At 57.9% G+C, this 26,016-nt stretch carries 21 protein-coding genes; 20 read left to right on the forward strand and 1 reads right to left on the reverse strand.

Features of this window, described 5'->3' with window-relative positions:
- Positions 1 to 453: 453 nt before the first annotated feature.
- From GSVR_RS16025 to GSVR_RS16100, 16 genes are all read left to right on the forward strand, one after another.
- Positions 454 to 2,115 carry a methyl-accepting chemotaxis protein gene (locus GSVR_RS16025; protein WP_173200245.1) on the forward strand — a complete coding sequence of 554 codons (1,662 nt, stop codon included), beginning with the start codon at positions 454 to 456 and terminating at the stop codon, positions 2,113 to 2,115.
- Between the two features lie 157 nt (positions 2,116 to 2,272).
- Positions 2,273 to 2,623, forward strand: coding sequence for a hypothetical protein (locus tag GSVR_RS16030; RefSeq protein WP_173200247.1), 351 nt, complete (start codon positions 2,273 to 2,275; stop codon positions 2,621 to 2,623).
- Positions 2,624 to 2,733: 110 nt separating this feature from the next.
- Positions 2,734 to 4,113, forward strand: a complete 1,380-nt coding sequence (locus GSVR_RS16035; RefSeq protein ID WP_173200249.1) for a cytochrome c biogenesis protein ResB — start codon at positions 2,734 to 2,736, stop codon at positions 4,111 to 4,113.
- Position 4,114: 1 nt separating this feature from the next.
- Positions 4,115 to 4,966: a c-type cytochrome biogenesis protein CcsB gene (ccsB, locus tag GSVR_RS16040; RefSeq protein WP_173200251.1), complete on the forward strand. Its 852-nt coding sequence runs from the start codon at positions 4,115 to 4,117 to the stop codon at positions 4,964 to 4,966.
- Positions 4,967 to 5,194: 228 nt separating this feature from the next.
- Entirely contained in the window at positions 5,195 to 6,052 is an 858-nt protein-coding gene (htpX, locus tag GSVR_RS16045; protein WP_173200351.1) for a zinc metalloprotease HtpX, read from the forward strand.
- Between the two features lie 251 nt (positions 6,053 to 6,303).
- Positions 6,304 to 7,062: a TerC family protein gene (locus GSVR_RS16050; protein ID WP_173200253.1), complete on the forward strand. Its 759-nt coding sequence runs from the start codon at positions 6,304 to 6,306 to the stop codon at positions 7,060 to 7,062.
- A gap of 80 nt (positions 7,063 to 7,142) precedes the next feature.
- A complete protein-coding gene (locus GSVR_RS16055) occupies positions 7,143 to 7,607 on the forward strand; it encodes a hypothetical protein (RefSeq protein WP_308936470.1) in 465 nt (154 codons plus the stop codon).
- A gap of 210 nt (positions 7,608 to 7,817) precedes the next feature.
- Positions 7,818 to 10,490, forward strand: coding sequence for a UPF0182 family protein (locus GSVR_RS16060; RefSeq protein ID WP_173200353.1), 2,673 nt, complete (start codon positions 7,818 to 7,820; stop codon positions 10,488 to 10,490).
- Between the two features lie 73 nt (positions 10,491 to 10,563).
- The gene (locus GSVR_RS16065) at positions 10,564 to 11,490 is read left to right on the forward strand and encodes a TerC family protein (RefSeq protein ID WP_173200255.1); all 927 of its coding nucleotides are present in this window, start codon (positions 10,564 to 10,566) and stop codon (positions 11,488 to 11,490) included.
- Positions 11,491 to 11,638: 148 nt separating this feature from the next.
- A complete protein-coding gene (locus GSVR_RS16070) occupies positions 11,639 to 11,992 on the forward strand; it encodes a hypothetical protein (protein WP_173200257.1) in 354 nt (117 codons plus the stop codon).
- 166 nt (positions 11,993 to 12,158) lie between these two features.
- Entirely contained in the window at positions 12,159 to 12,650 is a 492-nt protein-coding gene (locus tag GSVR_RS16075; RefSeq protein WP_173200259.1) for a DUF3124 domain-containing protein, read from the forward strand.
- 156 nt (positions 12,651 to 12,806) lie between these two features.
- Positions 12,807 to 14,552 (forward strand): cation:proton antiporter, encoded by a 1,746-nt coding sequence (locus GSVR_RS16080; protein WP_173200261.1) that lies wholly within the window; start codon positions 12,807 to 12,809, stop codon positions 14,550 to 14,552.
- A gap of 18 nt (positions 14,553 to 14,570) precedes the next feature.
- Positions 14,571 to 16,547, forward strand: coding sequence for a cation:proton antiporter (locus tag GSVR_RS16085; RefSeq protein WP_173200263.1), 1,977 nt, complete (start codon positions 14,571 to 14,573; stop codon positions 16,545 to 16,547).
- Positions 16,548 to 16,614: 67 nt separating this feature from the next.
- Positions 16,615 to 17,538: a DMT family transporter gene (locus tag GSVR_RS16090; protein ID WP_173200265.1), complete on the forward strand. Its 924-nt coding sequence runs from the start codon at positions 16,615 to 16,617 to the stop codon at positions 17,536 to 17,538.
- Between the two features lie 150 nt (positions 17,539 to 17,688).
- Positions 17,689 to 18,654, forward strand: coding sequence for a transposase (locus tag GSVR_RS16095; protein ID WP_173200266.1), 966 nt, complete (start codon positions 17,689 to 17,691; stop codon positions 18,652 to 18,654).
- A gap of 369 nt (positions 18,655 to 19,023) precedes the next feature.
- Positions 19,024 to 20,193, forward strand: a complete 1,170-nt coding sequence (locus tag GSVR_RS16100) for a sensor histidine kinase (protein ID WP_255569606.1) — start codon at positions 19,024 to 19,026, stop codon at positions 20,191 to 20,193.
- 129 nt (positions 20,194 to 20,322) lie between these two features.
- On the opposite strand, the gene GSVR_RS16105 is transcribed toward GSVR_RS16100, so the two are convergent.
- Positions 20,323 to 20,487, reverse strand: a complete 165-nt coding sequence (locus GSVR_RS16105) for a hypothetical protein (protein ID WP_173200270.1) — start codon at positions 20,485 to 20,487, stop codon at positions 20,323 to 20,325.
- 291 nt (positions 20,488 to 20,778) lie between these two features.
- On the opposite strand from GSVR_RS16105, the gene GSVR_RS16110 reads away from it, so the two are divergent.
- The 4 genes from GSVR_RS16110 (at position 20,779) to GSVR_RS16125 (ending at position 25,677) form a co-directional block, all read left to right on the forward strand.
- A complete protein-coding gene (locus GSVR_RS16110; protein WP_173200272.1) occupies positions 20,779 to 21,432 on the forward strand; it encodes a DUF5752 family protein in 654 nt (217 codons plus the stop codon).
- Entirely contained in the window at positions 21,429 to 22,667 is a 1,239-nt protein-coding gene (locus tag GSVR_RS16115; RefSeq protein WP_173200274.1) for a glycosyltransferase, read from the forward strand. Before GSVR_RS16110 ends, GSVR_RS16115 begins: the two co-directional genes overlap by 4 nt.
- Before the next feature lie 147 nt (positions 22,668 to 22,814).
- Positions 22,815 to 24,605, forward strand: a complete 1,791-nt coding sequence (locus GSVR_RS16120) for a glycoside hydrolase family 15 protein (protein WP_173200276.1) — start codon at positions 22,815 to 22,817, stop codon at positions 24,603 to 24,605.
- 139 nt (positions 24,606 to 24,744) lie between these two features.
- Entirely contained in the window at positions 24,745 to 25,677 is a 933-nt protein-coding gene (locus GSVR_RS16125) for a cation diffusion facilitator family transporter (protein WP_173200278.1), read from the forward strand.
- Positions 25,678 to 26,016 lie beyond the last annotated feature (339 nt).

The raw sequence follows: 26,016 nt of genomic DNA on the forward strand, positions 1-26,016 counted from the left end.
TTCCGGCACCTGCCTGCTGTATTTTTAGGTGGTTGTTGAAAAACGGTCATCTCGCCGCCGCCCTCGAAAGCTCCTTTGTGCGGCGTAGCGCGGCTACGCCTCCGCGGAGCCTCCTGCGGGTGCGACGATCTGCCCATTTTTGAACAACCTTGGGCTTTCAACAGTCTGTTAATCTGGATTTTCCTCCGAATCGATCAATCCGTCTCTGCCTCACGACCGACACTTTCTCCCCCGTTCCTGCCCTCTTCTCATCACTGTTACAGCCCGTCCCGCGTTTTTTTTCAGCCTTCAAAATGTGTAAAGAAAATCGACGCCGGCCGCTTGACGCCCCGCTGTATCACGGTAGAATTTCCATTCGTAAGATTAATACAAAAATATTACCTGTCGCCAATGCGAGAACATGGCGGAGCGGCTACCTTTACGACACCGGTACTGCCGAAAGGAAGGTCATTCATGCGGATAAAACGATTCCGAAACTGGGGCATTTTGCCGAAAATCGCCACTTCGTCAGCCATAAGTTCACTGCTCATGGCAGCAGTGATCTTCGCCTATTTTCTACCCCGCATCGAAACCGACGCAATGAATCAAAAGAAAGTGGCAACGCAAAACGTGGTGGAAGTTGCCCATCAGATCATCGCATCCTACGGAGAACAGGAAAAAAAGGGAGCCCTGTCCAGAGATGACGCCCAGCGGAAAGCGGCCCAGGATATCCGGGCACTACGCTATATGGGCAAGGAATACTTCTGGATCAACGATCTGGCGCCCCGAATGATCATGCATCCGAGCAAACCGGAATTGGAAGGCAGTGATCTGGGGGAGACCACTGATCCGAACGGCAAGCGTCTGTTCGTGGAATTCGCCAGAATCTGCAGGGAGAAGAGAGCCGGCTTCGTCGATTACATGTGGCCCAAGCCGGGAGAGAAGGACCCCGAACCGAAAATATCATATGTAAAGCTCTACGAGCCGTGGGGCTGGGTGGTGGGCAGCGGTATCTACGTGGACGACGTAAGAAACGACATGCGGAGGCTTTTTGCCGCTATCGGCGTGGCAACATTGATTACGATCGTCATGAGCACCGTCCTTAACATACTGGTCGGAGCGGGAATCACCAGGCCGCTCCAGAAAGTGATCGCCAGTCTCAAGGATATCGCCCGCGGCAATGCCGACCTTACGATGCGGCTGCCGGTCGAACGGCAGGATGAGGCCGGAGAGCTTGCCCAGGCGTTCAACGACTTCATGGACAAACTGCACTACATCATCTCCCATGTAGGAACCACCACGGCACAACTCTCTGTCGCAGTCCGCGAACTCCACAAAGGCTCTGCCCGCGTGTCCGACGATCTTGGCCATATGACCCGCCAAACTGACGGTGTGGCCACGGCAGGCGAGGAGATGGCGGCAACCAGCATCGACATAGCCGGCAACTGCCTGGCAGCCGCCAACAGTTCGGTGCAGGCCAACACCTCGGTTGCCTACGGCACGGAGGTGGTTCAAAAGGCGGTGGAGGTGATGCACGGCATTGCTCAGCGGGTCAAAGCATCGGCAACAACAGTCGACGCCCTGGGCAAACGCTCGGACCAGATCGGCGACATCATCGGCACCATCGAGGACATCGCCGATCAGACCAATCTGCTGGCGCTGAACGCGGCCATCGAGGCGGCCCGCGCCGGTGAACAGGGACGCGGTTTCGCCGTGGTTGCCGATGAGGTGCGGGCCCTGGCCGAACGGACCACCCAGGCCACCAAGGAGATCGGCACCATGATCGCGGCGATTCAGAAGGAAACCCGAAGCGCGGTCGGCTCCATGGAGGAGGGGGTCAACGAAGTTGAAAGGGGCATTGCCGAAGCGGCCAAATCGAAGCAGGCATTGCGGGACATCCTCGAACAGGTCAATGTGGTCACCGTGCAGGTGAACCAGATAGCGACCGCCGCGGAGGAGCAGACAGCCACCACCGCCGATATCAGCCAGAGCATCCAGAACGTGAACGAGACGCTGCAGGGGATCGTCGAAGCGATCGGCGAGTCGATCACCATGGCCAGCAGCGTGGCCGAGTTGTCCAGGAAACTGGAGGATGAGGTATGCTGCTTCAAACTTGCAGGGACCTTTTCGGCATGAGCCGTTGTCCGGAACGTACGTGCAGGCCTGACAACCGCACGGACGTGAAAAAGATACAGAAAGGATCGCGAATGAGGGTACACGCGCTGCGGCACGTAACCCTGTTGACATTTTTATGAGTATTACCTAGATTATCACCACCTTTTTCGGGAGCTGCATGAACCGCGCGCCAACCCACAACCGTCTCATCGCCATCACCCTGCTGCTCCTGTACCTGCTCCTGCCGGCAGAAACGCCCCTCCATGCCGCGGTCCAAAAAGCAACTCAAGATGCGCCCATCTGCAGTCTGGCCGCTGCTTCCCCCTGCGATACCTGTCCCTGCTCCGGCAATGCGGATGCAGGCTGCTGCTATGTAGACTTTTGTCCCTGCTCGTGCCCTGCCACCCTCTTTCGGGGTGTCCGCGCCGACTATTCACCTTTGGTAGTCTTTTCGCGCCTCCTCGAACCGCCCTGGTCGTTGCCCCAGGTCTACCGCCCCATCTTTGTTCCACCTCAAAACAGTGCATGATTGCGTCGTCGGAGATGTCGCAGCCAGCCATCGACGCCTAAGCCGGCTGCATCGTCGCTCCAGCGCAGCACGCTGTGATGCGCGGCAACCACATTTCAAGGAGACAGTACGTGACAACCCCCAATCGCACTTTCATGCAGTCACTATGGGATTTTTTCTGTTCACTCAAGCTGACCATGTTCCTGCTGATCTCACTGGCGATCACCTCGATCATCGGCACCATCATACCCCAGGGCACCCCGGCTCCGGAATACCTCGCCACCATCAGCGTCACCAAGGTCAAGCTCTACAAGGCTCTGGGCTTTTTCGACATGTACCATTCGTGGTGGTACATCCTGCTTCTGTACCTGCTGACCGTCAATCTGATAGCCTGCTCCATAAAGCGGCTGCCGCATATCTGGAAGATCATCAGCCAGCCGACAACCACGCTGGATGGCACCCTGGAACGGTCGCTGACCAGCAAAGCCAGCATAACCAGCAAGGAACAGCCGGAGATGCTGAAGGAGAAGATCGCCGCCTTTCTCCGGAGCGAGTTCGCCGAACCGGTCGTAACCGAGTCCGAAGGGGGCTGGCATCTCTTTGCGGAGAAAAATTCCTGGTGCCGGCTCTCCGTCTATATCGTCCACCTCAGCATCATCATCATCTTCATAGGGGCTATCATCGGCTCCCTCTTTGGCTATAAGGGCTTCGTCAATATCGTTGAGGGACAAAGCGTCTCCAATGTCATGTCCCGCTCCGGCAAACCGGTGGATCTCGGCTTTTCCGTTCGCTGCGAGAAATTCAGCAAGACCACCTATCCCAACGGCGCACCCAAGGAGTTCAAGAGCATCCTGACCGTACTGGAAAACGGCAAGCCGGTGCCGGATTTCACCAATGTACGCGTCATCGTGAACGATCCCCTGAGCTACAAGGGCATCACCTTCTACCAATCCAGCTACGGCAACGCCGGCGACTATTTTTTTACGGTCAGCGATCCGTCAGGCTCCCGGGATATACCGGTGACGGTGAGCGGCAATGCATCGGTTACCCTGCCTGATGGCAGCAGCATGCATGTTCTGGAGGCTACCGAGGATGTCTCCCCCTTCGTTCCCGGACTTGCAGGGCCCGCCGCACAGGTGGAGCTGCATGGTGCCGCAGGAGGGGGGCAGTCATTCGTGGTGTACGCCAACTACCCCGACCTGAACGTCCAATATGCCAAGGCGAGACAGGGCACCCCCATTATCCACTACAAAGGGGCGCAGCAGAAAATGTACACCGGTCTGCAGGTGGCAAAGGATCCCGGTGTATGGGTGGTCTGGCTGGGCTGCGCGCTGATGGTGCTCGGCGTCTACGCAGCGTTCTTCATATCTCATCGCCGCATCTGGGTACGGATCCAGCACGGCACCATCACCGTCGGAGGCAATGCCAGCAAGAATCAGGGTGCTTTCCAGGGGACATTCGAAAATCTGGTCGAGCTCCTCAAGACACGTCTTACCAAGGAGAAGCCATAAAATGTCAAGCTCAGTTCTGTTCAACATCACCACCTTTGCCTATCTCATTTCCATGCTGGTGTTTTTCGTTTTTCTGGCCACCCGCAACAAGTCGATCGGAACCGCAGCCATTTCCGTCGCGTATGGCGGCCTGCTGGCCCAAACCCTTGCCATTGCGCTGCGCTGGAAGGAGTCCTACGACATCGGGGTCGGCCATGCCCCGCTCTCCAATCTGTACGAATCGGTCGTGTTCTTCTCCTGGACGATCGTGCTGATTTACGCACTCCTGGACATCAAGTACAAGTACCGGATCATCGGCGCCTTTGTCATGCCGTTCGCCATGCTGGGCATGGCCTGGGCCCAGCTCGGCATGAACAGCTCGATCGAGCCGCTCGTGCCGGCACTGCAGAGCAACTGGCTGCTCTACCACGTCGTCACCTGCTTCCTCGGCTATGCCGCCTTTGCGGTTGCCTGCGGCATTTCCATCATGTACCTGATCAAAGCCAATCATGACGAAAACACGCAGAAATCGGGAGAAGCCAGCGTCATCAGCATGTTCCCCGCAACCAGGGTCCTGGACGACCTCAACTACCGGGCCATCATGGTCGGCTTCCCCCTGCTGACGCTGGGCATCATCACCGGGGCGGCCTGGGCCAACTATGCCTGGGGCACCTACTGGAGCTGGGACCCCAAGGAGACCTGGTCGCTGATCGTCTGGTTCGTGTATGCGGCCTTTCTGCATGCCCGCATCACCAAAGGCTGGGTCGGCAGACGCGCCGCCTGGCTCTCGATCATCGGCTTCGGCGCCACCATCTTCTGCTATCTCGGGGTCAATCTGTTTCTGTCCGGTCTGCACAGCTACGGCGGGAGATGAAATGACCGCTTGACAAGTTCAGGAGAGTTCTTTATTGTCATTTAACAATAAAGGGGAGTAGCTATCAGCCGGAGACATGGCTGACCCCATGCTCGTCAACACAGTCGCAAGACTCGGGCAGGGAACGATAACCATCGCAAGCAAGACCTTTATCCATAGCGTATTTCGCCGTGGGTAAAGGTCTTTTTTATTTACCCCGCGAGAACAATTTACTCGGAGGTAATGGCAATGGTTAACACGTTCAAGACAACCCTGCTTCTCACCCTGCTCACCCTGCTGATGGTCGCCATGGGCAACCTCATCGGCGGCACCACCGGCATGGCCGTGGCCTTCCTGATGGCCGTGGCCATGAACTTCTTCTCCTATTGGTATTCCGACAGGATCGTCCTGGGCATGTATGGTGCCCGGGAAGTCACCTTCAACGACAACCCCGCCTTCCATGGGATGATCAGACGCCTGGCCGATCGGGCCGGACTGCCGATGCCCCGGGTCTACATCCTCCCTTCCGACAGCCCGAATGCCTTTGCCACGGGGCGCAATCCCGAACATGCGGCGGTTGCCGCCACGGAAGGGATTCTGCGCATTCTGTCGCCCGAGGAACTGGAAGGTGTCATGGCCCACGAACTCGCCCACGTAAAGAACCGGGATATACTCGTGTCAACCATTGCCGCCACCTTTGCCGGCGCAGTATCGATGCTGGGCAACATGCTGCAGTGGGGCGCCATGTTCGGTGCCGGGCGAAGCAGCGACGAAGACAATGGGGGACACAGCCTGATCGGTTCGCTGGCCATGGCGATCATCGCACCGCTGGCCGCCATGCTGATCCAGATGGCCATTTCCCGCTCGCGTGAGTATCTGGCCGACGAAACCGGCGCCGACATCTGCGGCAGGCCTTTGTCGCTGGCTCGCGCCCTTGCGAAACTTCAACAGGCCTCGCAGGTCGTTCCCATGCGCGAAGCCAGCCCCGCGTCGGCCCACATGTTCATCGTCAACCCGCTGACCGGCGGCGGCCTGATGACGCTCTTCTCGACCCATCCCCCCATGGAGGAGCGCATCCGACGACTCGAAGCCGCCGCTCGACGTTAAGCTTGGCGCACGATTTGTCCCGGTCCCGTGCTGCCGGACTGTCTGCGTGCCTGAAAGAAGCCGGGGCCCGAACGTCGCCGGAGTGCAGCGATAGCTTTATCTGCCTGCCCTCCGCAGAAACGCTTCACCACGTGACGCTGCAGGGGCAGAGGCCTTTCAGGCGTGCAGACAGGGAGGCAGTGCGGGACCGGGACGGTTGCCATGAATCATCACTATATCTATTACCGAAGTTTTGAGAAGGAGGATGACCAATGGATTGGGTGACTGACCCGCAGGTCTGGATGGCGCTGGTGACGCTGAGTGCGCTGGAGATCGTGCTCGGGATCGACAATATTATCTTCATCTCGATTCAGGCCGGCAAGCTGCCTGTCCATCAGCAGGAGAAAGCCAGACTGCTGGGACTCGGGCTGGCCATGTTCATCCGCGTGGCGCTCCTGTTCTCGCTGACCTGGCTGATGGGACTCACGGAGCCGCTGTTTACCGTGCTGGGCAATGATATTTCCGGTCGTGACCTGATTCTGCTGTCAGGGGGGCTGTTTCTGATCTGGAAGAGCACAATGGAGATCCACGAGAAATTGGAAGGGGTGGAAGGACATACCGTTACCCGGGCAGGAGCAACCTTTGGCGCCGTGATCGTACAGATCCTGCTGCTGGATATCGTATTCTCCCTGGACTCGATCATCACGGCACTGGGTATGGCCAACCAGTTGATGGTCATGGTCGCCGCTGTGGTCATCGCGGTTGCCTTCATGATGCTCTTCTCGGGCAGGATCAGCGCCTTTGTGGAAAAGCATCCCACCCTCAAGATGCTGGCACTCAGCTTCCTGCTGCTGATCGGGGTGGCGCTGATCGGCGACGGCCTCGACATGCACATACCCAAGGGGTACATCTACTTTGCCATGGCCTTTTCGGTGCTGGTGGAAATGCTCAATCTGCGCATGCGGCGGGGAGTTCCGGTCAAACTTCACAGCCAGTATGACGACACCAAAAGAGAAGAGGCAGTCCCGTAGCGGAAACCCACGTTGGATAACGAACATACACCACGAGACCGATCCGGCCGTGCCCGAGATCGATGAACAAGGAGAACACCATGAAGAAAAAACTGCTGAAAGTATTCACCGCCATGGCAGCTGTACTGCTGCTGAGTGTCACCGTGCTGGAACTGAATGCCGAGGCCAGGGCCGGAGGGAGCCGTTCCATGGGTGCCCGCGGTTCGCGCAGCTATTCCCGGCCGGCAACTCCCTCGTATCAGGCAGGCCCTTCCTATCAGACAAGCCAGCCGCGGCAGCCGTACGCACCGGCGCCGAATTCCTATCAACAGCCTGCCGGAGGCGGATTCATGCGGAGCATGGCCGGCGGCCTGATGGGGGGCATGCTGGGCAGCATGCTGTTCAGCGGCATGGCCGGAGCGGGGGGCATGGGAGATATGGGCACGGGTGGCGGTATCGGCCTGTTTGAGATCATCCTGCTGGCCGGCGGCGGGTACCTGATTTACCGCTTCATCAAAAGGAAACCGGCCGAAAGCCCTGTCCCCCGCGACAGAAGGCCGTTCTGAAGGGACCAGGGTCTCTGAATGTGCAATTGTTCTTAACTCCCCCTGTCCCCTTTAGGCCCTATGGGTCCTCTTATCCTAAGAGGGGGAACGCATAATCGGTACATTTCCGGAAATTCCCCGGTAGACTGCCGAAGCGTCCCTCCCCTTAACCCTAAGGGGAGGACAGGAGGGGTTATAATAGAAATTGCTGTAATGACGAAGGGGGGCATGATGTTCAGGAACAGGTTCATTCTCATTTTGATACTGATAGCGGTGGTTTTCCCGTTTATTTCGTATCTGCTGAATTTTTATACCGACTGGCTGTTCTTCATCGAAACCGGCTTCTCATCGGTATTCACGACCACCCTGTATGCCAAGGCAGGGGCCGGTCTGTTCTTCGGAGGCCTGTCATTCCTGTTCTTGCAGGCAAACCTGCACTTCGTCGATCGGGCACGCTTCCCCCTGTCCGGACCGTATGTGGTGGGGGGTAATTTTCGGGTAAACAGTGATGAGGCTGCCCGTCTCGTCAAACCCCTCGGCATGCTGATCAGTGTTATCCTGGCGCTCTTCGCGGCCAACTGGGGCGCCATGCAGTGGGAAGACCTGCTGCTGTTCATAAACAGACTGAGCGTAGGCACCGTTGACCCGGTCATCGGGAAAGACATCGGCTTCTTCCTGTTCAACCTGCCCTTCATGGAAACGCTCAAGGCCCTGGCCGGCTTCGTGGTCCTGTCAACGACGGTGGTGGCCGGTGCGGCCTACTATCTGCGGGGGGGCATCGTGCTGACGGACCGGGGAGCCGCGGTCGATGCGAAGGTCCGGCACCATCTGGCAGTGCTGGTCGCAGTTTTCTCCTGCGTTGTCGCCGCCGGATTTTACCTGGAAGGCTTCAAGCTGCTGCTCTCCGGAAACGCTACCTTCCACGGCGCCAGTTATACCGATGTACATGCCCGTCTATTGACCTTCCGCCTGCTCGCCTGTCTGGCCCCTCTGGCAGGGGCCGGGCTGGCCGTCGGCATCTGGAAGGGGAGTCTGCGCCTGACGCTGCTACCGCCGGTTGCAGTGGTTGTTCTGTATGTGGCCGGTATCCGGGTCTATCCGGCCCTGCTGCAGAAATTCAAGGTAGCGCCCAATGAACTGGCCCTGGAAACTCCGTATATCGAGAACAACATCAAATTCACCCGCTTCGGCTACGGCCTGGACAGGATCGAAACCATTCCCTTTGACGTGGATCAGGAACTGACCGCAGCCGACATAGCCCGGAACAACGCTACCATCAAGAACATCCGCCTCTGGGATCACGCCCCGCTGCTCAAGACTTACAGTCAGCTGCAGCAGATCCGGACCTATTACCGCTTTTTCGACGTGGACAACGACCGCTACCTGGTGGACGGCCACTACACCCAGGTCATGCTTTCCCCGCGCGAACTCTCCTATGCCGACCTGCCCAGCAAGAACTGGATCAACGAGCGGCTGATCTTCACCCACGGCAACGGCATCACCTTCGGACCGGTCAGCCGGATCAGCAGGGAAGGTTTGCCGGAATTCTTCGTCAAGGATATTCCGGCGGTCAGCCTGGCCGACATCAAGGTGACCAGACCGGAAATCTATTACGGCGAACTGTCCAACGACTATGTGATCGTCAAAACCAAGGTGCCGGAATTCAGCTATCCGACCGCCACCGGCAACATCAGCACCAGCTATGCCGGCAAAGGGGGAGTGCCGGTCGACTCGCTGCTCAAAAAGGCGCTCTTTGCCGCCAGGTTCAGGACGGAGAAGATCCTGCTCTCCTCGGATATCACCGACGAAAGCCGCATTCTCTATAACCGCACTATCAGCGAACGGGTCAAGGCAGTAGCCCCTTTCCTGCGCTTCGACAGTGATCCCTACCTGGTAGTGGACAAGGGGGGCAGGCTCAAATGGATCATCGACGCCTATACGTCTTCCAACCGGCTCCCCTACTCCAAGCCTCTCAAGGGGGGCATCAACTACATGAGGAATTCGGTCAAGGCGGTTGTGGATGCCTACGACGGTTCCCTCGACTTCTATATCAGCGATCCCGGGGATGTCATGGTCAAGGCCTATGCCCGGATCTTCCCGGAACTTTTCCGGCCGATGACCGCCATGCCGGAGGATCTGCGCAAGCATATCCGTTACCCGCACCAATTCCTGCAAATGCAGGCAGCCATGTTCTCGGCCTACCATATGACCGATCCCAAGGTATTCTATAACAAGGAGAACCTGTGGCAGGTCCCGGCCCTGGGGGACAAGCCGATGGAGCCCAGCTACACCGTCATGAAGCTGCCGGGAGAAAAGGCGGAGGAATACATTCTGCTGCTGCCGTTCACCCCCTCCAAGCGGGATAATCTGGCGGCCTGGCTCACGGCGCGCTGCGACGAGCCCAATTACGGCAAGATCCGGGCCTACACCTTCCCGCGTGACCGGCTGGTCTATGGGCCGAAACAGATCGATGCCCGCATCAACCAGGATTCCTTCATCTCCCAGCAATTGACGCTCTGGAGCCAACGCGGTTCCGAGGCGATCCGCGGCAGCATGCTGGTGATCCCGGTCGAGAAATCGCTGCTGTACGTGCAGCCGCTGTTCCTGGCCGCCAACAAGGCCGGCTTGCCCGAACTGAAGCGCGTGATCGTCGCTTTCGGTGACCAGGTCGTGATGGAGGAAAATCTGGAACTGGCCCTGCAGCAGCTGTTCGGCGGCAAAAAAGGCACAACAATTGCCGCTGCGGCAGTTCCGGCAGACGCGAAGGCTTTGCCTTCCGCGCTGGCCAAGGAGGCCATGGGCATCTATGAACGGGCCGTCAACCTGCAACGCCAGGGAGACTGGGCCGGCTATGGCGAGGAGTTGCGCAGACTGGAACAGGTCCTGAAGCGCATGGTACAATAATTCCCGAAACCGCGATCCTCCGGCACTCCGCTGTCAGGGGGATCGCGAACTCGGAACCGTTACGGAGCGAGGCATGTCCAACCAAACACTCATGTGGCTGGCCTTCAACATTTTGGTGGTGATCATGCTGGCCATCGATCTGGGCCTCAACCGGAAAAGCCACGAAGTTTCCTTCCGCGAGTCGCTCGTCTGGAGCGGGATCTGGATTTCGTTGGCCCTGCTCTTCAACGCCGGCATATACCACTACCTGGGACATACCAAAGGGTTGGAATTCCTGGCCGGTTACCTGATCGAAAAGTCGCTCTCGGTGGACAACCTGTTCGTCTTCATCATGATCTTCTCCTACTTCAATGTCGCTCGGCTGCACCAGCCGAAGATACTGAAATGGGGCATCATCGGCGCGCTGGTAATGCGGGCGATCTTCATCTTCGCCGGAATCGAACTGCTGGAAACCTTTCACTGGATGATCTACGTCTTTGGCGGGATACTGGTCTTTACCGGCATCAGAATGGCCTTTTCCGGCGACGGAGAGCAGGTCGATCCGGAAAAGAACCCGCTGGTGAAACTGGTCAGAAGGTTCGTATCGGTCACGAAAAAGGGGCACGGCGACCGTTTCTTCATCAAAAAATGCGGCGTGCGGGCAGTCACGCCGCTGTTCCTGACCCTGGTGATGGTGGAATCGAGCGACGTGATCTTCGCCCTGGATTCGATTCCTGCCGTTTTCGCCGTCACCAGGGACCCTTTCATCGTCTATACCTCCAACGTCTTCGCCATCATGGGGCTCAGGGCGCTCTACTTTCTCCTCTCCAACATGATCGGTATGTTCGCTCACCTGAAGCTGGGCATCTCTTTTATTCTGGCTTTTGTGGGGGTCAAGATGCTGCTGGCGGACACACGTTTCGAGATTCCGATCCACTTCTCGCTGGGGGTGATATTCGGCGTACTCACCGTTTCCATCATCTCCTCGATCATTGCCGCTCGCCTGCGCAAACAACCCTGATCCCCCTGCCCGTACCCGGCAAAAACCCGCACGTTTCTCTTCCCCCCTGCCCGTGCCCTCCCCTGCCTTGCCATACGCCTCAAAAATTTAGCCGGGTTTTAATTACTATCCTCTTGCATCCCGGGAGCGCCTGGTATAGGTTTTGCCAATGTTCCCGCCTCGTCTCAGTCTTTCGAAAACAGATCGGCGCCTCTCGCTCTGCATGTCGAGCCTGATCGTTCTCCTGCTCTGCGGAATCGTAGCGCAGGGCGTTCCGGTGCGCGGCGGCTTGAAACAGGCGGACTGCGCCGTATCCAAAACCCTGAAGGCCCCTGTTCTTACGACTGCCACCCACTATGCCCCCTTTGTCGTTCCCAGCCATCCGGCATACGAGTTCGAGCCTCCCACTCCATCTTTTGCAGCCTTCCACTATGAAACCCGTACGCCAATCTCCCCTTCCCGTTCGAAATATCCCGGCAGAGCGCCGCCGGCCCTGTTCCGGCACGATGTCATTTCTGCATAATATCGGCATGCAGGGAGAATATGCCCGAAGAGAGGCCATCCGGCACGCAAGGCTGCCATCAGGCATATAAGGGGTATAATGACTTCACCGGCAAAACACACGACCGAGCCGGCAATGCCGCCGTTCTCTCCATAATTCATTCAACAAGCGCGGAAAGGGGTTGAGCATGGGATGTCGAGGCCTTTTTAAGCCGATCGTATTTTTATCATTTCTCCTGATGGTGCTGTGGGGTACTCCTCTGCCCGGGTGGACGGCAACCGCTCCGCTCAGGCTGCCCAAGGGGCAGACCGTCTATGTGCCGGTCTACTCCAATGTCTTCACCGGTCCCAGAAAGCTCCCCTTTCAACTGGCAGCGACCCTGAGCATCCGCAATACCGACCCCTCGGCCTCCTTCCGGGTCACCACGATCGATTACTACGACACCAGCGGCAAGCTGGTCCGCAGCAATCTCGAAAAGCCGGTTACCCTGGGCCCGTTGGCATCCACCTTTGTGCACATCGAGGAAAAGGACAACAGCGGAGGATTCGGGGCCAACTTCATCGTCAGGTGGAGTGCCGACAGGGCGATCAACGCCCCGATCATCGAGTGCGTTATGATCGGAGCCACCTCAGGCCAGGGAATTTCCTTTGTCACTTCGGGCCAGGAGATAAAGGAGTAACCTGCATCAACGCAGCACGAAAACCGGCAACTGTAGAATGGCCTTGTCCCTCACTTTCCGGGCCTTTCGCAGGACTTCGACCCTATACAGAAACCAAACCGCCATCGACACGGCAGTGGACTGTGAACCGTTCGCGGCGGCTACAAGGAACCCGGTATGCACGAACTTGAACTCATCATGACAATAACGGGCGGTTTTACGGCAGCGCTGCTCTTCGGCTACCTGACCCATCGCCTCGGCATGTCCTCCATAGTCGGCTACCTGCTGGCCGGCATTGCTGTCGGAGCACATACCCCCGGTTTTGTGGCCAATCGCGCCATGGCCGAACAGTTCGCCGAAATCGGCGTCATCCTGCTCATGTTCGGCGTCGGCCTGCAGTTCCACGCCAAGGAACTGTTGGATGTGCGACGGGTGGCTGTCCCGGGGGCCGTGTGCCAGAGCGCCGTAGCCACTCTGCTGAGCTGCCTGATGGCGCACTGGCTAGGATGGAGCTGGTCAGCCGGCATCGTCTTCGGCTTTGCGGTATCGGTCGCCAGCACGGTGGTGCTGCTGCGCGTGCTGGTGGACAACAACGTGCTTCATACTCCCACCGGCCACATCGCCATTGGCTGGCTGGTGGTCGAGGACATCTTCACGGTCTTCCTGCTGGTGATCCTTCCGGTACTCTTCGGCGCGGGTGCAGCCGGCGCCGGCAACCTTCCCGCCGCCGTGGCCATCTCACTGGTCAAGATCGCCCTGCTGGTCGCGCTGACGTTCTTTGCCGGCGGCCGCCTGATCCCCTGGCTTCTGGAAAAGGTGGCCGCCACCCATTCCAAGGAACTTTTCACCCTGACGGTCCTGGTTCTGGCCCTGGGGATTGCGGTGGGGTCCGCGAAGGTATTCGGCGTGTCCATGGCTTTAGGGGCCTTTCTGGCCGGCATGGTGGTGCGGCAATCGGATTTCAGCTTCCGGGCCGCGACCGAGGCCCTGCCGATGCGGGACGCCTTTGCGGTGCTGTTCTTCGTTTCGGTGGGGATGCTGTTCAATCCGGCTCACCTGGTGAACGAACCGGTCCTCGTATCTGCCACCGTGGTAATCATCCTGGTGGGGAAACCGCTGGCAGCGCTGGCAATTGTCCTGGCACTCGGCTATGCGCCGCACGTCGCCCTCTCCATTGCGGTGGCCCTGGCCCAGATCGGAGAGTTTTCGTTCATTCTGGCCACTGTGGGAAGGGAACTGGGAGTCCTGGGTGAGACCGCAGCCAATACGCTGGTGGCTGCATCGATCATCTCCATCGGCCTCAATCCGCTGCTGTACCGCCTGATCGCCCCCCTGGAGAATCGGCTCAAACATACCGGTTTCTGGCAGATGCTGGAGAGGCGGTCTAAACAGGGAGCCTCGCCGGATCAGATCAAGGTGGGTAACATGCCGGTGTCCCAAAATCGTGCGGTGGTGGTGGGATACGGGCCCACCGGCAGGATGCTGGTGCGCCTGCTGGGCGAAAACGGGATCGAGCCGGTGGTGGTCGAATTGAATCTGGCTACCTTTCGCCAGCTCCAGGCCGAAGGAATGGCGTCCATCTACGGCGACGCCACACTTCAGGAGACTCTGCAAGCTGCCGGGGTCGGGAGTGCCGCTTTTCTGATTCTCACCTCAGCCGGGATGCAGGGGGGCGATGAGGTGATCCGCGTATCGCGGAGTCTCAACCCCAGGCTGCGCATCATCGCACGCTCGGCCTACCTGAGGGATATTCCGGCCCTGTGCCAGGCCGGAGCCGACGCGGTTTTCTCCGGCGAGGGCGAAATTGCTCTCAACATGACCGAGCACATGCTGCGCAGGCTCGGTGCCACCGACGAACAGATCGACCGGGAACGGGGGCGGGTCAGGGCAGAGCTGTCGGGGATGTCCGCAACAGGTACATAAACTCTACGAGGGATATACATGCCATACGCAGCACTGCAGGATGTCGAAATTCTTTTCGGATTGGCCCTGATAACGGTAGTCCTGTTCCGGTACCTGAAATTTCCCACCATCATCGGCTTCCTGGCCACCGGTATACTGGCCGGACCGCACTCGATGGCCTTCATCAAAGACACCCATCAGGTCGAGCAGATGGCGGAGATCGGGGTCGTCCTGCTGCTGTTCACCATCGGCATCGAACTTTCCCTGAAGGAACTGATGCGCATCAAGCACCTGGTACTGTGGGGGGGCGGGCTGCAGGTGCTGATCACGATCCTGGCGGTGGCGGCCATCGGTACGGCGTTCGGTTTTTCCGGCCCTCAGTCTACCTTTTTCGGCTTCCTGGTGGCGCTCTCCAGCACCGCCATCCTGATGAAACTGCTGATCGATGCCGGCCAGTCCGATACTCCGCACGGCAAAATGTCCATGGGGATCCTGATCTTCCAGGACCTGTGCATCGTGCCGCTGATGCTGCTGACCCCTTCGCTGGCAGGCAACGGCCAGGGGCTGCAGGGCATCCTGATCATCAGCGCCAAGGCAGGGGCTGTTGTTCTCACGGCCCACTACAGCGCCCGTTTCCTGGTGCCGTGGATCTTCAAGCAGGTCGTCAGGACCAGAAGCCGTGAACTCTTTATCCTGACCATCATCGTCATTGGTCTGGGCACGGCCTGGCTGACGGCCCTGGCAGGCCTTTCGCTGGCAATGGGCGCGTTTATCGCCGGCCTGGCGATCTCCGAATCCGAGTACAGCCATCAGGCCTTGAGCGACATAATCCCCTTCCGGGAGGCCTTTATCAGCCTCTTTTTCATCACGGTTGGGATGCTGCTGGACCCGGCCATTGTTGTCAGATATCCGCTGCTGATCCTCTCCCTGGTGGTGACCATCCTGCTGGTCAAAACGCTCATCACCACCGGGGCCGCCATGGCACTGGGTGTGCCGATGCGGATCGCCGTCATCGCAGCACTCTCCCTGGCTCAGATCGGTGAATTTTCGTTCGTATTGTCCCAGGCCGGCGTCAAGTTCGGCCTGCTGACACCGGAGCTGTACCAGATCTTCCTGGCCGCCTCCATCGCCACCATGGGACTGACGCCGGTCTGCCTCAAAATCGCCCCCCACCTGGCCAACGGATTAGTCGCCCTGCTGCCGCACCGTCTGACGCGCGGCAGAGGAGTGCTGTCCAATCACGTCAAGCCATCGATCCTGAGCGATCATGTCATCATTGTCGGTTACGGCGTAAACGGCAAAAATCTGGCGCGGGTACTGAAAAATCTCGACATCCGGCACATCATCGTCGAAACGAATCCCTTCACGGTCAAGAAAGAGGGCAGAAAAGGAAAGATGATCATCTTCGGGGATGCCTCCAAGCAGGAGGTGCTGGAACATGCCCGCATCGAAACGGCACGCGCGATGGTGATAGCGATTTCCGACGCCGCTGCCAGCAGAAGGGTCGCGGCCCTGGCGCGGCAACAGAATCCCACGCTCCACATCATCGTCAGGACCCGCTACATCCTGGAGGTGGAACCGCTGTACAAGCTGGGGGTCAACGAAGTCATCCCCGAGGAATTCGAGACGTCGATCGAGATCCTCTCCCGGGTGCTGCGGAATTATCTCGTGCCCCACGACGAGATCGAACGCTGCGTCAGCGACGTGCGCAGCGATGGGTACGAGATGCTGCGCTCCATCAGCCGGCGGCACAGCCATGCCGTGGGCATCAGCGGTTTTCTGTCGGGCGCCGAGATCGCCTCCTTCCGGTTGAAGCATGGTTCCATCCTGGAAGGTAAGCCCCTGCGGGAAGGCACCATCAGAAGCCTGTCCGGGGCAACCGTACTGGTGATCAAGCGGGATTCCGAGGTCGTGCCAAACCCCGATCCGGTCTGGGAACTGCGCAAAGACGACCTGCTCCTGCTGCTGGGAACGCCCCAGCAGCTCGCGGTGGCCAGGGGGCTGTTCGAGGCCTGAAGCCAGCTGGCGTTGCATCGGACTGTTATGTTTAAATCTAATGTAATACTATCCTTGAGGGGGTTACATGAAGTCATATCAGGCAGGAACAGTATTTGCTCTGTTAGCTGCATTGTGGAATGCTTCGGTGGGAATCCTCAGCAAGGATATTTTTCAATACGACATCCCCCCGGTCTCGGTGGCCTTCTATAAATGCTTGCTTGCCTTGCTTGTCCTCTCGGTGCTGATTGTATGTGACAGGAACAAGCTGAATCAGGTTGCCCAGCTCGCCAAAAGCTTACCCCAAATTATTGCCTGTTCTTTTTGCGGAATATTCGTCCTCTACTTCTTTGAGACAAAAGCATACGAATTCACCACTGTATCGATGGTGGTATTCGTATTGCTCGGCACCTCGGCGGTGACTTCATTCGCATTCAGTTCCTATCTCCTCAAAGAAGGCAAAAACCTGCATCAGATTGCCGGTCTCTGCATCGCACTGATGGGCCTGGGAATAATGTATTGGTCCAACCTTCAGCAGGGACATCCGCAGGGGATCGTGCTCGCAGGTATCGCAGGCGGTGGATACGGACTATTTCTCGTTCTGGTGAAAAAATTCAACTTTGATGCAACAATAGCTCTGCTCTGGTGGTTATTGGCATTCGGCTGCCTGTTCCTGCTTGGACCGTTCCTGGCGTCTGGCCCTACGCTTCCCGCGTTACGCATGTATCCGAGCCTTCTGGTTCTCGCATTGCTGCCGACCATAGGAGGGTTTTACTGCACTACAAAAGCCCTTACACTTTTGGATGCCAGTAAGGTCCAAGTGATCGAACTGTCCGAACCCCTGTTCGCCTCGTTACTTGCGTTCATTTTTCTTCGCGAGGTTTTGCAGGTGAATGAAGCAACAGGGGGAATACTGATCCTGTTCGCGATTTATATCTCTAACAGATCATTCGAGTATGTCATCGCTAGGGAGAATGGGATAGCCCCTCTCAGGGATGACTCCAACGGATGAGCTTTACTCTTCGTTCAAATCACGACTATGGCTGTGTTAGCGGTTTATTGCCAGTTCGGTGTTTGCCCCCTCCCGCCTCCTCTTACTTTAAGCGTTGCACATATCAATGGTCGGGTTTGCAGAATGTGATTTACTCGGTACCTTCTCACCATGGCTAGAAAACCCAGAATTCATTATCCCGGAGCCTGTTACCACGTGATTCTGCGTGGCAACGCCCGACAGGACATCTTCTTCGAGGACGGGGATCGCTTCCGCTTCTACCTCCTCATGCAGGAAGGAGTGGAACGTTATCAGTATCGAGTGCATGCCTTCTGTCTCATGTCCAACCACATCCATCTTCTGGTTCAAGTGTCAGATGTCCCTCTGTCACGTATCATGCAAAACCTCTCTTTCCGCTATACCCGCTGGGCCAACTGGCGACAGGGGAAATCAGGCCATCTCTTCCAGGGGCGATTCAAAGCAGTTCTGGTGGATGCGGATGCGTACCTGGCCGAGCTGGTGCGCTACCTGCACCTGAATCCCGTGCGAGTCGGGATTGCCGTCGATCCGCTTGCGTATCCCTGGAGCAGCCATCACGCTTACTGCGGAAAGGAGACGATACCGTGGCTCTGTACCGACTTCGTGCTGCACGGTTTCGACAAGCATTCCGACACGGCCCGGAAAAGATTCGGTGGATTCGTTCTCGATGGCCTGGCCGGGGGGCACCGTCCCGAGTTCCATGGTCACGGGAGTGCCGACAGCCGTCTGTTGGGTGACGAGTCATTTGCGGAACGGGTGCTGAATGACAATGATGGGATTCCACCGGGCAGGATGGGTATCAGGGAACTGGTGTCGTCGGCCTGCCGGCACTATGGCGTCGATGAGGATGCGTTGGGGGAGAGAACTCACCGTGCCTCGCGCCTGCGGGCGATGATTGCATGGCTGGCACTGGACACGGAGGGATGTACGTTGACGGAAGTTGCCAGCCTGACAGGACGTGACCTTTCCACATTGAGCAGCGCAGTGCGAAAACTCAGGGCAAAGGCGATTACGGATTCAAGTCTACTCGAAAAGCGCAGGGCGATTATGGAAACAAGGACGCACGTCTTACCCCGAAGTCCGACCTTCGAAGTGTGACTCCCGCCGTTCAAATGTTCCCCTGCCTCAATGAAAGAAATCAAGGAGCTCAGGAAACCAACCGAGGCAACCATCACTCAATCAAAATCAACGGGGTCAGGCTTGCATTATTTGATTTATCTGGTAGCTTTCACTACCATATCCACGCATCTTGGAGGATTAGCGAGTCGCCTGCATCGTCCGCTCCAGCGAAACACTTGGTACGTTGCTTCAGAAGTCAGTTTTATCACTAAAATCCTCGGGCTTCTTGTAATCCTCGTGCGTCAATCGGTTCGTCGATGGTGGCAATCGGCCCCTCCCATTCAGGTTTCAACCGTTTTGGCTATTTGAACAAGTCGATCTCAAAACTTCATATGAATTAATGGAAATATGACCACTCATCCGTTCTCCGATCTACCGTCCCATTTCCAATACATCCTCAAACATCGGCCATTCCGTTATGCCATAGCGGCGCTCCTCGTAGGGGCGGCCTATATGACAAGACTAAACTACTTTTACTGGTTCGGCCATCGTGCCCCCTTTGTCACATTCTATCCCGCCGTCTTGCTGGCCGCCTGGTACGGCGGTCTCCTCCCCGGAATTCTTGCGACAGTTCTGTCGGCCGCCATTGCCATTTATTATGTCATACCTCCCGTTCACAGCCTGTGGCTCCATGATCAGGTTGACATTGTCCTTCTGACAGTTTTCATCGTATTCTGCGGACTGGTCTCTGGATCAATGGAACTGATGAAGCGATACCGGCAGAGGGTTGACGAGCGAACGGCTGAGCTCGCCCGCGCGGTGGATTCGCTGCGGGAAGAATCAGCCGAGCGGGCTCTCGCGCTGGAGGAATTGCGGGAGAAGGACCGACTGATCATACAACAGAGCCGCCTGGCGGCGATGGGGGAGATGATCAGCTACATCGCCCATCAGTGGCGGCAGCCATTGAACAACCTTGGACTGCTGGTCCAGCAATTGAAGGTCTACAACGACATGAGCAACCTGCATGAGCTGGACATCGGTGAAAATGTGGCAAAAGCGATGCAGGTCATCCAACACATGTCAAGAACGATCCGTGACTTCAGCGACTTCTTCAAGCCCGAAAAATCCAGGACAGATTTCAATGTGAGCGAGGCGATCCGGAAAACGGTAGGTCTGTTGGAGGCCGGGCTGGCAAGCCAGAATGTAACCATCCACATACGGGAAAATGGGCAGATGCCCTACTGTAATGGATATGAAAACGAATATGCCCAGGTGATACTGGTTATTCTGCAGAATGCCAAGGACATATGCGCAGAGCGCAGGATAAAGGATCCGACCATCACAATCTCCATCGCAGCGGTGAACGGGCGCTCAGCAGTAACCATTTCGGATAATGCCGGCGGCATTCCTGCAGCTATCATTGACCATGTCTTTGAGCCTTACTTCACGACAAAGGGGCCGGCCCATGGCACAGGACTGGGCTTGTTCATGGCAAAGACGATAATCGAAAAAAACATGGGCGGGTCCCTCACAGTACATAATGTCGAGGGGGGCGCGGAATTCAGGATTGAAGTGTAGCCGCACATTCACCTTGGAGCAGGGTGTCGCCTGATTCCGGTAAAAACTTCGGGCAGGGGCGATTACGGATTCACAGGCATTGTACGGCGTAATTGGATACAAGCCGCCGTACCGCTTGCTCAGCGGACCTCAGTGCCCGATCTTCTTGGTCTTCAGGCCGCACAGAGGGCAGCGCTTCTCCGCCACAGGGCGCCGGCACGTCTCGCACCAGTATCCGCAGGACTGATCGGTTTCGCAGCACGGGCACGGCTCACCGCTTTTGTCCCTGCCGCCGGCACACGGTTTATCCGTCATAGGAAATTCCCCTTCCATCCTGTCTGCCCGGTCAGTTTCGAGCAACAGGCCTTTCTTTAAGTGTATCAAAGGGCCGGGGAGTCCGGCAATGCCCTGCGGAGCGACTGCCGCAGACTCATGCCGGATACCTCGTGCCTGCCCTTCCTCCCTTCTGTTCACAAGTTTCCATTCCTTGCTATAATCTATAACGCGTAGAGATCAGCTTCGATCTTTCCTCGTAATCCTGTTCATTCCTGTGTTTATGCTCCAGCGGCGGCGCGCCTGCTGCTTCAGGTTGAAAGGATCCTCCCCATGAAACCCTTCGAGATACGCGACTGTGCGCTGCTGACCCGTATGAGCGGCCTTTCGGCGGCTGTGAACCTGAGAGAACTGCGTGACCGGCTCGCCATCTGTAACCCGAATGTCATCTACCATCACTTTTGTGAAACGCCCATGACCCCCACCTTCGACAACCCCGATTACCGCAACGACTTTGCCGTGTGGGTGAAACTGCACCTGGGGGATCGGGTGCTGGCCGAACGCCTCGGCATCCTGGATCCCTATCGCTTTCCCGATCTGGAGGACCTGCGGGCGGTAACAATCGACCTGATCGACGAGCGCCTGAGCGAGCTGTGGTACGTGCCTACCGCCCCCAATGGAGCGGAATTCCACTTTACCGAAGCCACCACCGTGGTGTTCGACACCGGGCGCAGGATCGAGCATCCGCGCGAGCTGGCAACGGCCATCAGGGGCATGACCAACAGCAGCATCTTCTTCCACTATCTCGAGGCACAGCGCCGGGAACCGCCGGGGATGGACGACTTTTCCTCATGGCTGCTCGAGTTCGGCGCAGAGTACGAGAAAGACATCATGGCGCTCTGTTCCATCGACTTCACCTTCTTCACCCTCTCCGAACTGAAAAGCGAGCTGGTCGGCCTGCTGTCGGCACGAGGAGAAACCCCATGACCCGCTATCTCGAAGCATACGAAGGCATCGTCGGAGCGCCGGTGATCAATCGTCTCAGGCAGCTGGGCAAGGGGCTGGCCGGGAAGCGGGTGGTACATGTCAACTCCACGCGCGAGGGGGGTGGGGTAGCCGAGATTCTGGACTGGATGGTCCCGCTGATGTGCGACATGGGAATCGATGCCCGCTGGGAAGTGATTCAGGGCACGGGCGCCTTTTTCAACGTCACCAAATCGATTCACAACGGCCTCCAGGGCTATCCGGCCGCCATAACACCGGCGGGATGGGAAACCTTTCTGGGGGTCAACAGGCAGAATCATGCACTGCTGGGAGAACTCCTCGAAGAGGCCGACATCGTGGTGATCCACGATCCGCAGCCCGCCCCCCTGCTGAAACTGTGCGAAAAGCGCAAGGGAAAATGGATCTGGCGCGGCCACATCGACATCAGCCATCCCTATCGTCCGGTCTGGAAGGAATTGAAGCCTTTCCTGGAAAGCTACGATGCCAGCATCTTTTCGATGAACGATTTCGCTCATCCGCTACCCCATCCCCAGTTCATCGTCCCCCCCAGCATTGATCCGCTTAGCGACAAGAATTGCGACCTGCCGTTCAGCGAACTGGAAGAGGTCCGGGCCCGTTTCGGACTTGACCCCAACCGCCCGCTGGTCACGCAGATCTCGCGTTTCGACCGTTTCAAAGATCCCGTCGGTGTAATCGAGGCCTACAACCTGGTGCGCAAGATCATCCCCCTGCAACTGGTGCTGGCCGGCGGAGGCGCTACGGACGATCCGGAGGGAAAGGCCGTGCTGGACGAAGTAACCGAGGCAGCGGCCAACGATCCAGACATCCACATCCTGCTACTCCCTCCCGATGCCCATCGCACCATTAACGCCCTGCAGCGCCTGGCGGACATTGTCATCCAGAAATCGACCAAGGAGGGCTTCGGTCTGACTGTCACCGAAGGGCTCTGGAAGGGCAAACCGGTGATCGGGGGCGATGTGGGGGGCATCCGCCGCCAGGTGGTCAACTACCACACCGGTTTTCTGGTCAACACGCCGGAAGGGGCGGCCCATCGCATCAGGTTCCTGTTGCATCATGCCGAACTCAGAAAAGAGATCGGCGTAAAGGCCAAGGAGTTCATCCGGGAAAACTTTCTGCTGACCAGACAGTTGCAGGAGTATCTGACCCTTTTCCACGAAGCGCTGCGCGGCAGCGACGAACGCCGGTTCTACGTGTGAAAAAACCCAGGTTGAGGTTGAGAAACGTCCTTAACCTCAGCTTCGACCTTTTCCCCAAGATTCCAGAGAGTGCCAGATTGGGAAGGCTGAGGTTCTAATTTCCTTAACCTCAACCGTAACCTCAACCTGGTTCCTGAAAGGAACCATATGACCAATACATTGGATCTGGCGCTGATCGGCAACGGACAGATCGGCGCGCTGGTGGATCAGGAGGGTGAAATCGTCTGGTGCTGCCTGCCCCGCTTCGACGGCGACCCGGCCTTTTGTTCGCTTTTGCGGGATCACGCCAAAGGCGAAGGCTTCGGCTACTGTTCGATCGAGCTGGTTGATCAGGTACAGGCGGACCAGCAGTACCTGCCCAATTCAGCGGTGCTGCAGACTCGCCTGTCCGATTCTCAGGGAGGGGTGATCGAACTGACCGACTTCGCCCCCCGGTACCGGCATCACAATCGCATGTACATGCCGACAATGCTGATCAGGCAGATCCGGCGCCTGAGCGGCAATCCCCGCATCATCCTGCGCATCCGGCCTGCCCATGGCTATGGACGGGAGCGCTGCGAAACGACCTTCGGCAGCAACCATATCCGCTACGTAGCCCCGGGCCGGACCGTTCGCCTGACCACGGATGCCTCGATAACCGCGATCCTGCAGGAAATCCCTTTCTTCATCGAGGATCGCTTGAGCCTGATCTTCGGGCCGGACGAAACCACCACAGAGTCGATCACAGAAATGACCCGCCGCTCGCTGGACGAGACGCTCTCCTACTGGCACAAATGGGTGCGCGATCTCGGCATCCCCTTTGAATGGCAGGAGGCGGTCATACGCGCTGCGATCACCCTCAAACTGAACACGTACGATGACACCGGCGCCATCATCGCCGCCATGACCACGTCGATTCCCGAAGCACCGGACACGCCGCGCACCTGGGACTATCGGTACTGCTGGCTGCGGGATGCCTACTTCGTCGTGAATGCCCTGAACCGGCTCGGAACGACCCATACCATGGAGCGCTATCTCAGCTACATGGTCAATGTTGTGGCAGGGGCGCCGGAAGGCTTTATCCAGCCGGTTTACGGCATCGATGGCCGCGCCCGGCTGGAGGAGTACCTGATCGACTCGTTACCCGGATATCGCGGGATGGGCCCGGTCAGGGTCGGAAACCAGGCCTACGAGCAGATCCAGCACGATGTCTATGGCTCAGCCATCCTGGCAGTAACGCATGTGTTCTTCGACCAGCGCCTGACCCAGCGGGGGGATGTGAACCTGTTCCACCGCCTCGAGGCGCTGGGAGCGCGGGCAGTCCAGGTGCACGACCAGCCGGATGCCGGCCTGTGGGAACTGCGCGGCACGCTGCGGGTGCATACCTTCTCCAGCCTGATGTGCTGGGCGGCCTGCGACCGTCTGGCAAAAATCGCCACCCGTCTCGGCCTGCTGGAGCGTGCCGGCTATTGGAGCGCCCATGCCAAGCGGATTCATTCGGTCATCTCCGAACGGGGCTGGAATGCGGAAAGGGGCGCCTTTACCGCATCATTCGGCGGTACGACCCTGGATGCCAGCCTGCTGCTGATGAACGAATTCGGCTTTCTGGCTGCCGACGATCCCCGCTTCGCCTCCACGGTCGCTGCCATCGAAGGGGAACTCAAACACGGGGAATACATCTACCGCTATATAGAAGAGGATGATTTCGGTTTCCCGGAGAATGCCTTTGTCATCTGCACCTTCTGGTATATTTATGCCTTGGTGGCCTTGGGGCGCCATGACGAGGCACGTTCCCTGTTCGAGAACCTGCTCGCTCAACGCAACCGGCACGGGCTCCTGTCCGAAGATCTGGATGTACGGACCGGCGAACACTGGGGGAATTTCGTCCAGACCTACAGCATGGTGGGACTGATCAACGCCGCCATCCGCCTCAGCAAGCGCTGGGACGTCGCATTCTGAAAACCGGGCACCAGGGACCAGGGACCGGTAAAACCTTTAAAACGGGGAATCTGAAAACTTTGATGTTACTGGTCCCTGGTCCCCGATCACTGATTTCCGGTTCTGGAAAAGTCGGCAAGGGTTGTGGTAGAATAAGCGCATGGAAAATCACCATCACAATCCCGACAAGAGCATCTCAGGGAGACTGATCTGGGCCATTGTGCTTACTGCCGTCACCCTGATCGCCGAGATCGCCGGCGGCATCTGGACCAACTCACTGGCCCTGCTGTCCGATGCCGCGCACGTGTTTCTCGACCTGTTCGCCCTGCTGCTGTCGCTGGGGGCCATCAAGCTCTCCTCGCTCCCGGCCAGCGAAACCCGCACCTTCGGGTTTCATCGTGCCGAGGTATTCGCCTCTTTTATCAACGGCGTCACCATTTTCCTGATCGCCTGGGGCATCTTTTACGAGGCAGCCGGGCGGCTGATCCGGCCTGAACAGGTCAACAGCCTGCCGATGCTCATAATCGCCGCCCTCGGCCTGGCCATGAACCTGCTGGCGGCTTCGGCACTGCACCAGCACTCCCATCACGATCTCAACGTTCGCAGCGCCTTTCTGCACGTCATGGGTGACGCCGCAGCATCGCTGGGAGTGATCATCGGCGGTGTCATCATGTACTACACGAAATGGTACCTGGTGGACGCACTGATCTCCATCGGCATCGGCGGCGTGGTGTTCTTCGGCGCCTGGCGGGTATTGCGCGAATCGACCCACATACTGCTGGAGGGGGTCCCGCGCGGCATGACCATTGCCGCTGTCGCCGACAGTATCCGCTCCATGGAAGGGGTGCGCGATGTTCATCACCTGAATATCTGGACCATCTGCTCCCACATTGTGGCCCTGTCGGCCCATATTGACGTCGAACCGAGCTTCAAACCACGCCAGGCCAGGCTGCTGCACGAGATAGAGCATATGTTGCAGGAGCGGTTTCACATCTCCCACACTACGCTGCAGGTCGAGTGCACTGCCTGCGTATCAGGCCCGGTCATCAAGAAGCTGAGTCACGGCGCCCGGCACTTCCACTGTGCCCATTGAGGCGGAACTGATACCGCAAAAATAGCGAAGCGAAGAACCAGGACCAAAGGCAAGGGAACGCGGACCCACAAACCGGGCCTAAAAAAAGGCCGGATGTGAAAAAAATCTACGCAGATTTAAACAAAAAATAAAAATCCGCGTGGATCCGCAGCATCCACGCAAATCCGCGTTCATTGCCTTAGAATTGATCCTCGAAGAGGATAGAATTAAGAGGTTGTTGAGATGTCAGGTTGTTCAAAAATGGGGAGATCGTCGCAACCGCAGGAAGCCCCGCGGAGGCGTAGCAGCGCTACGCCGCACAAGAGGGCTGACGAGGACGGCGGCGAGATGCCCGTTTTT

The organism is Geobacter sp. SVR, from assembly GCF_016865365.1.
Classification (GTDB): domain Bacteria; phylum Desulfobacterota; class Desulfuromonadia; order Geobacterales; family Pseudopelobacteraceae; genus Pelotalea.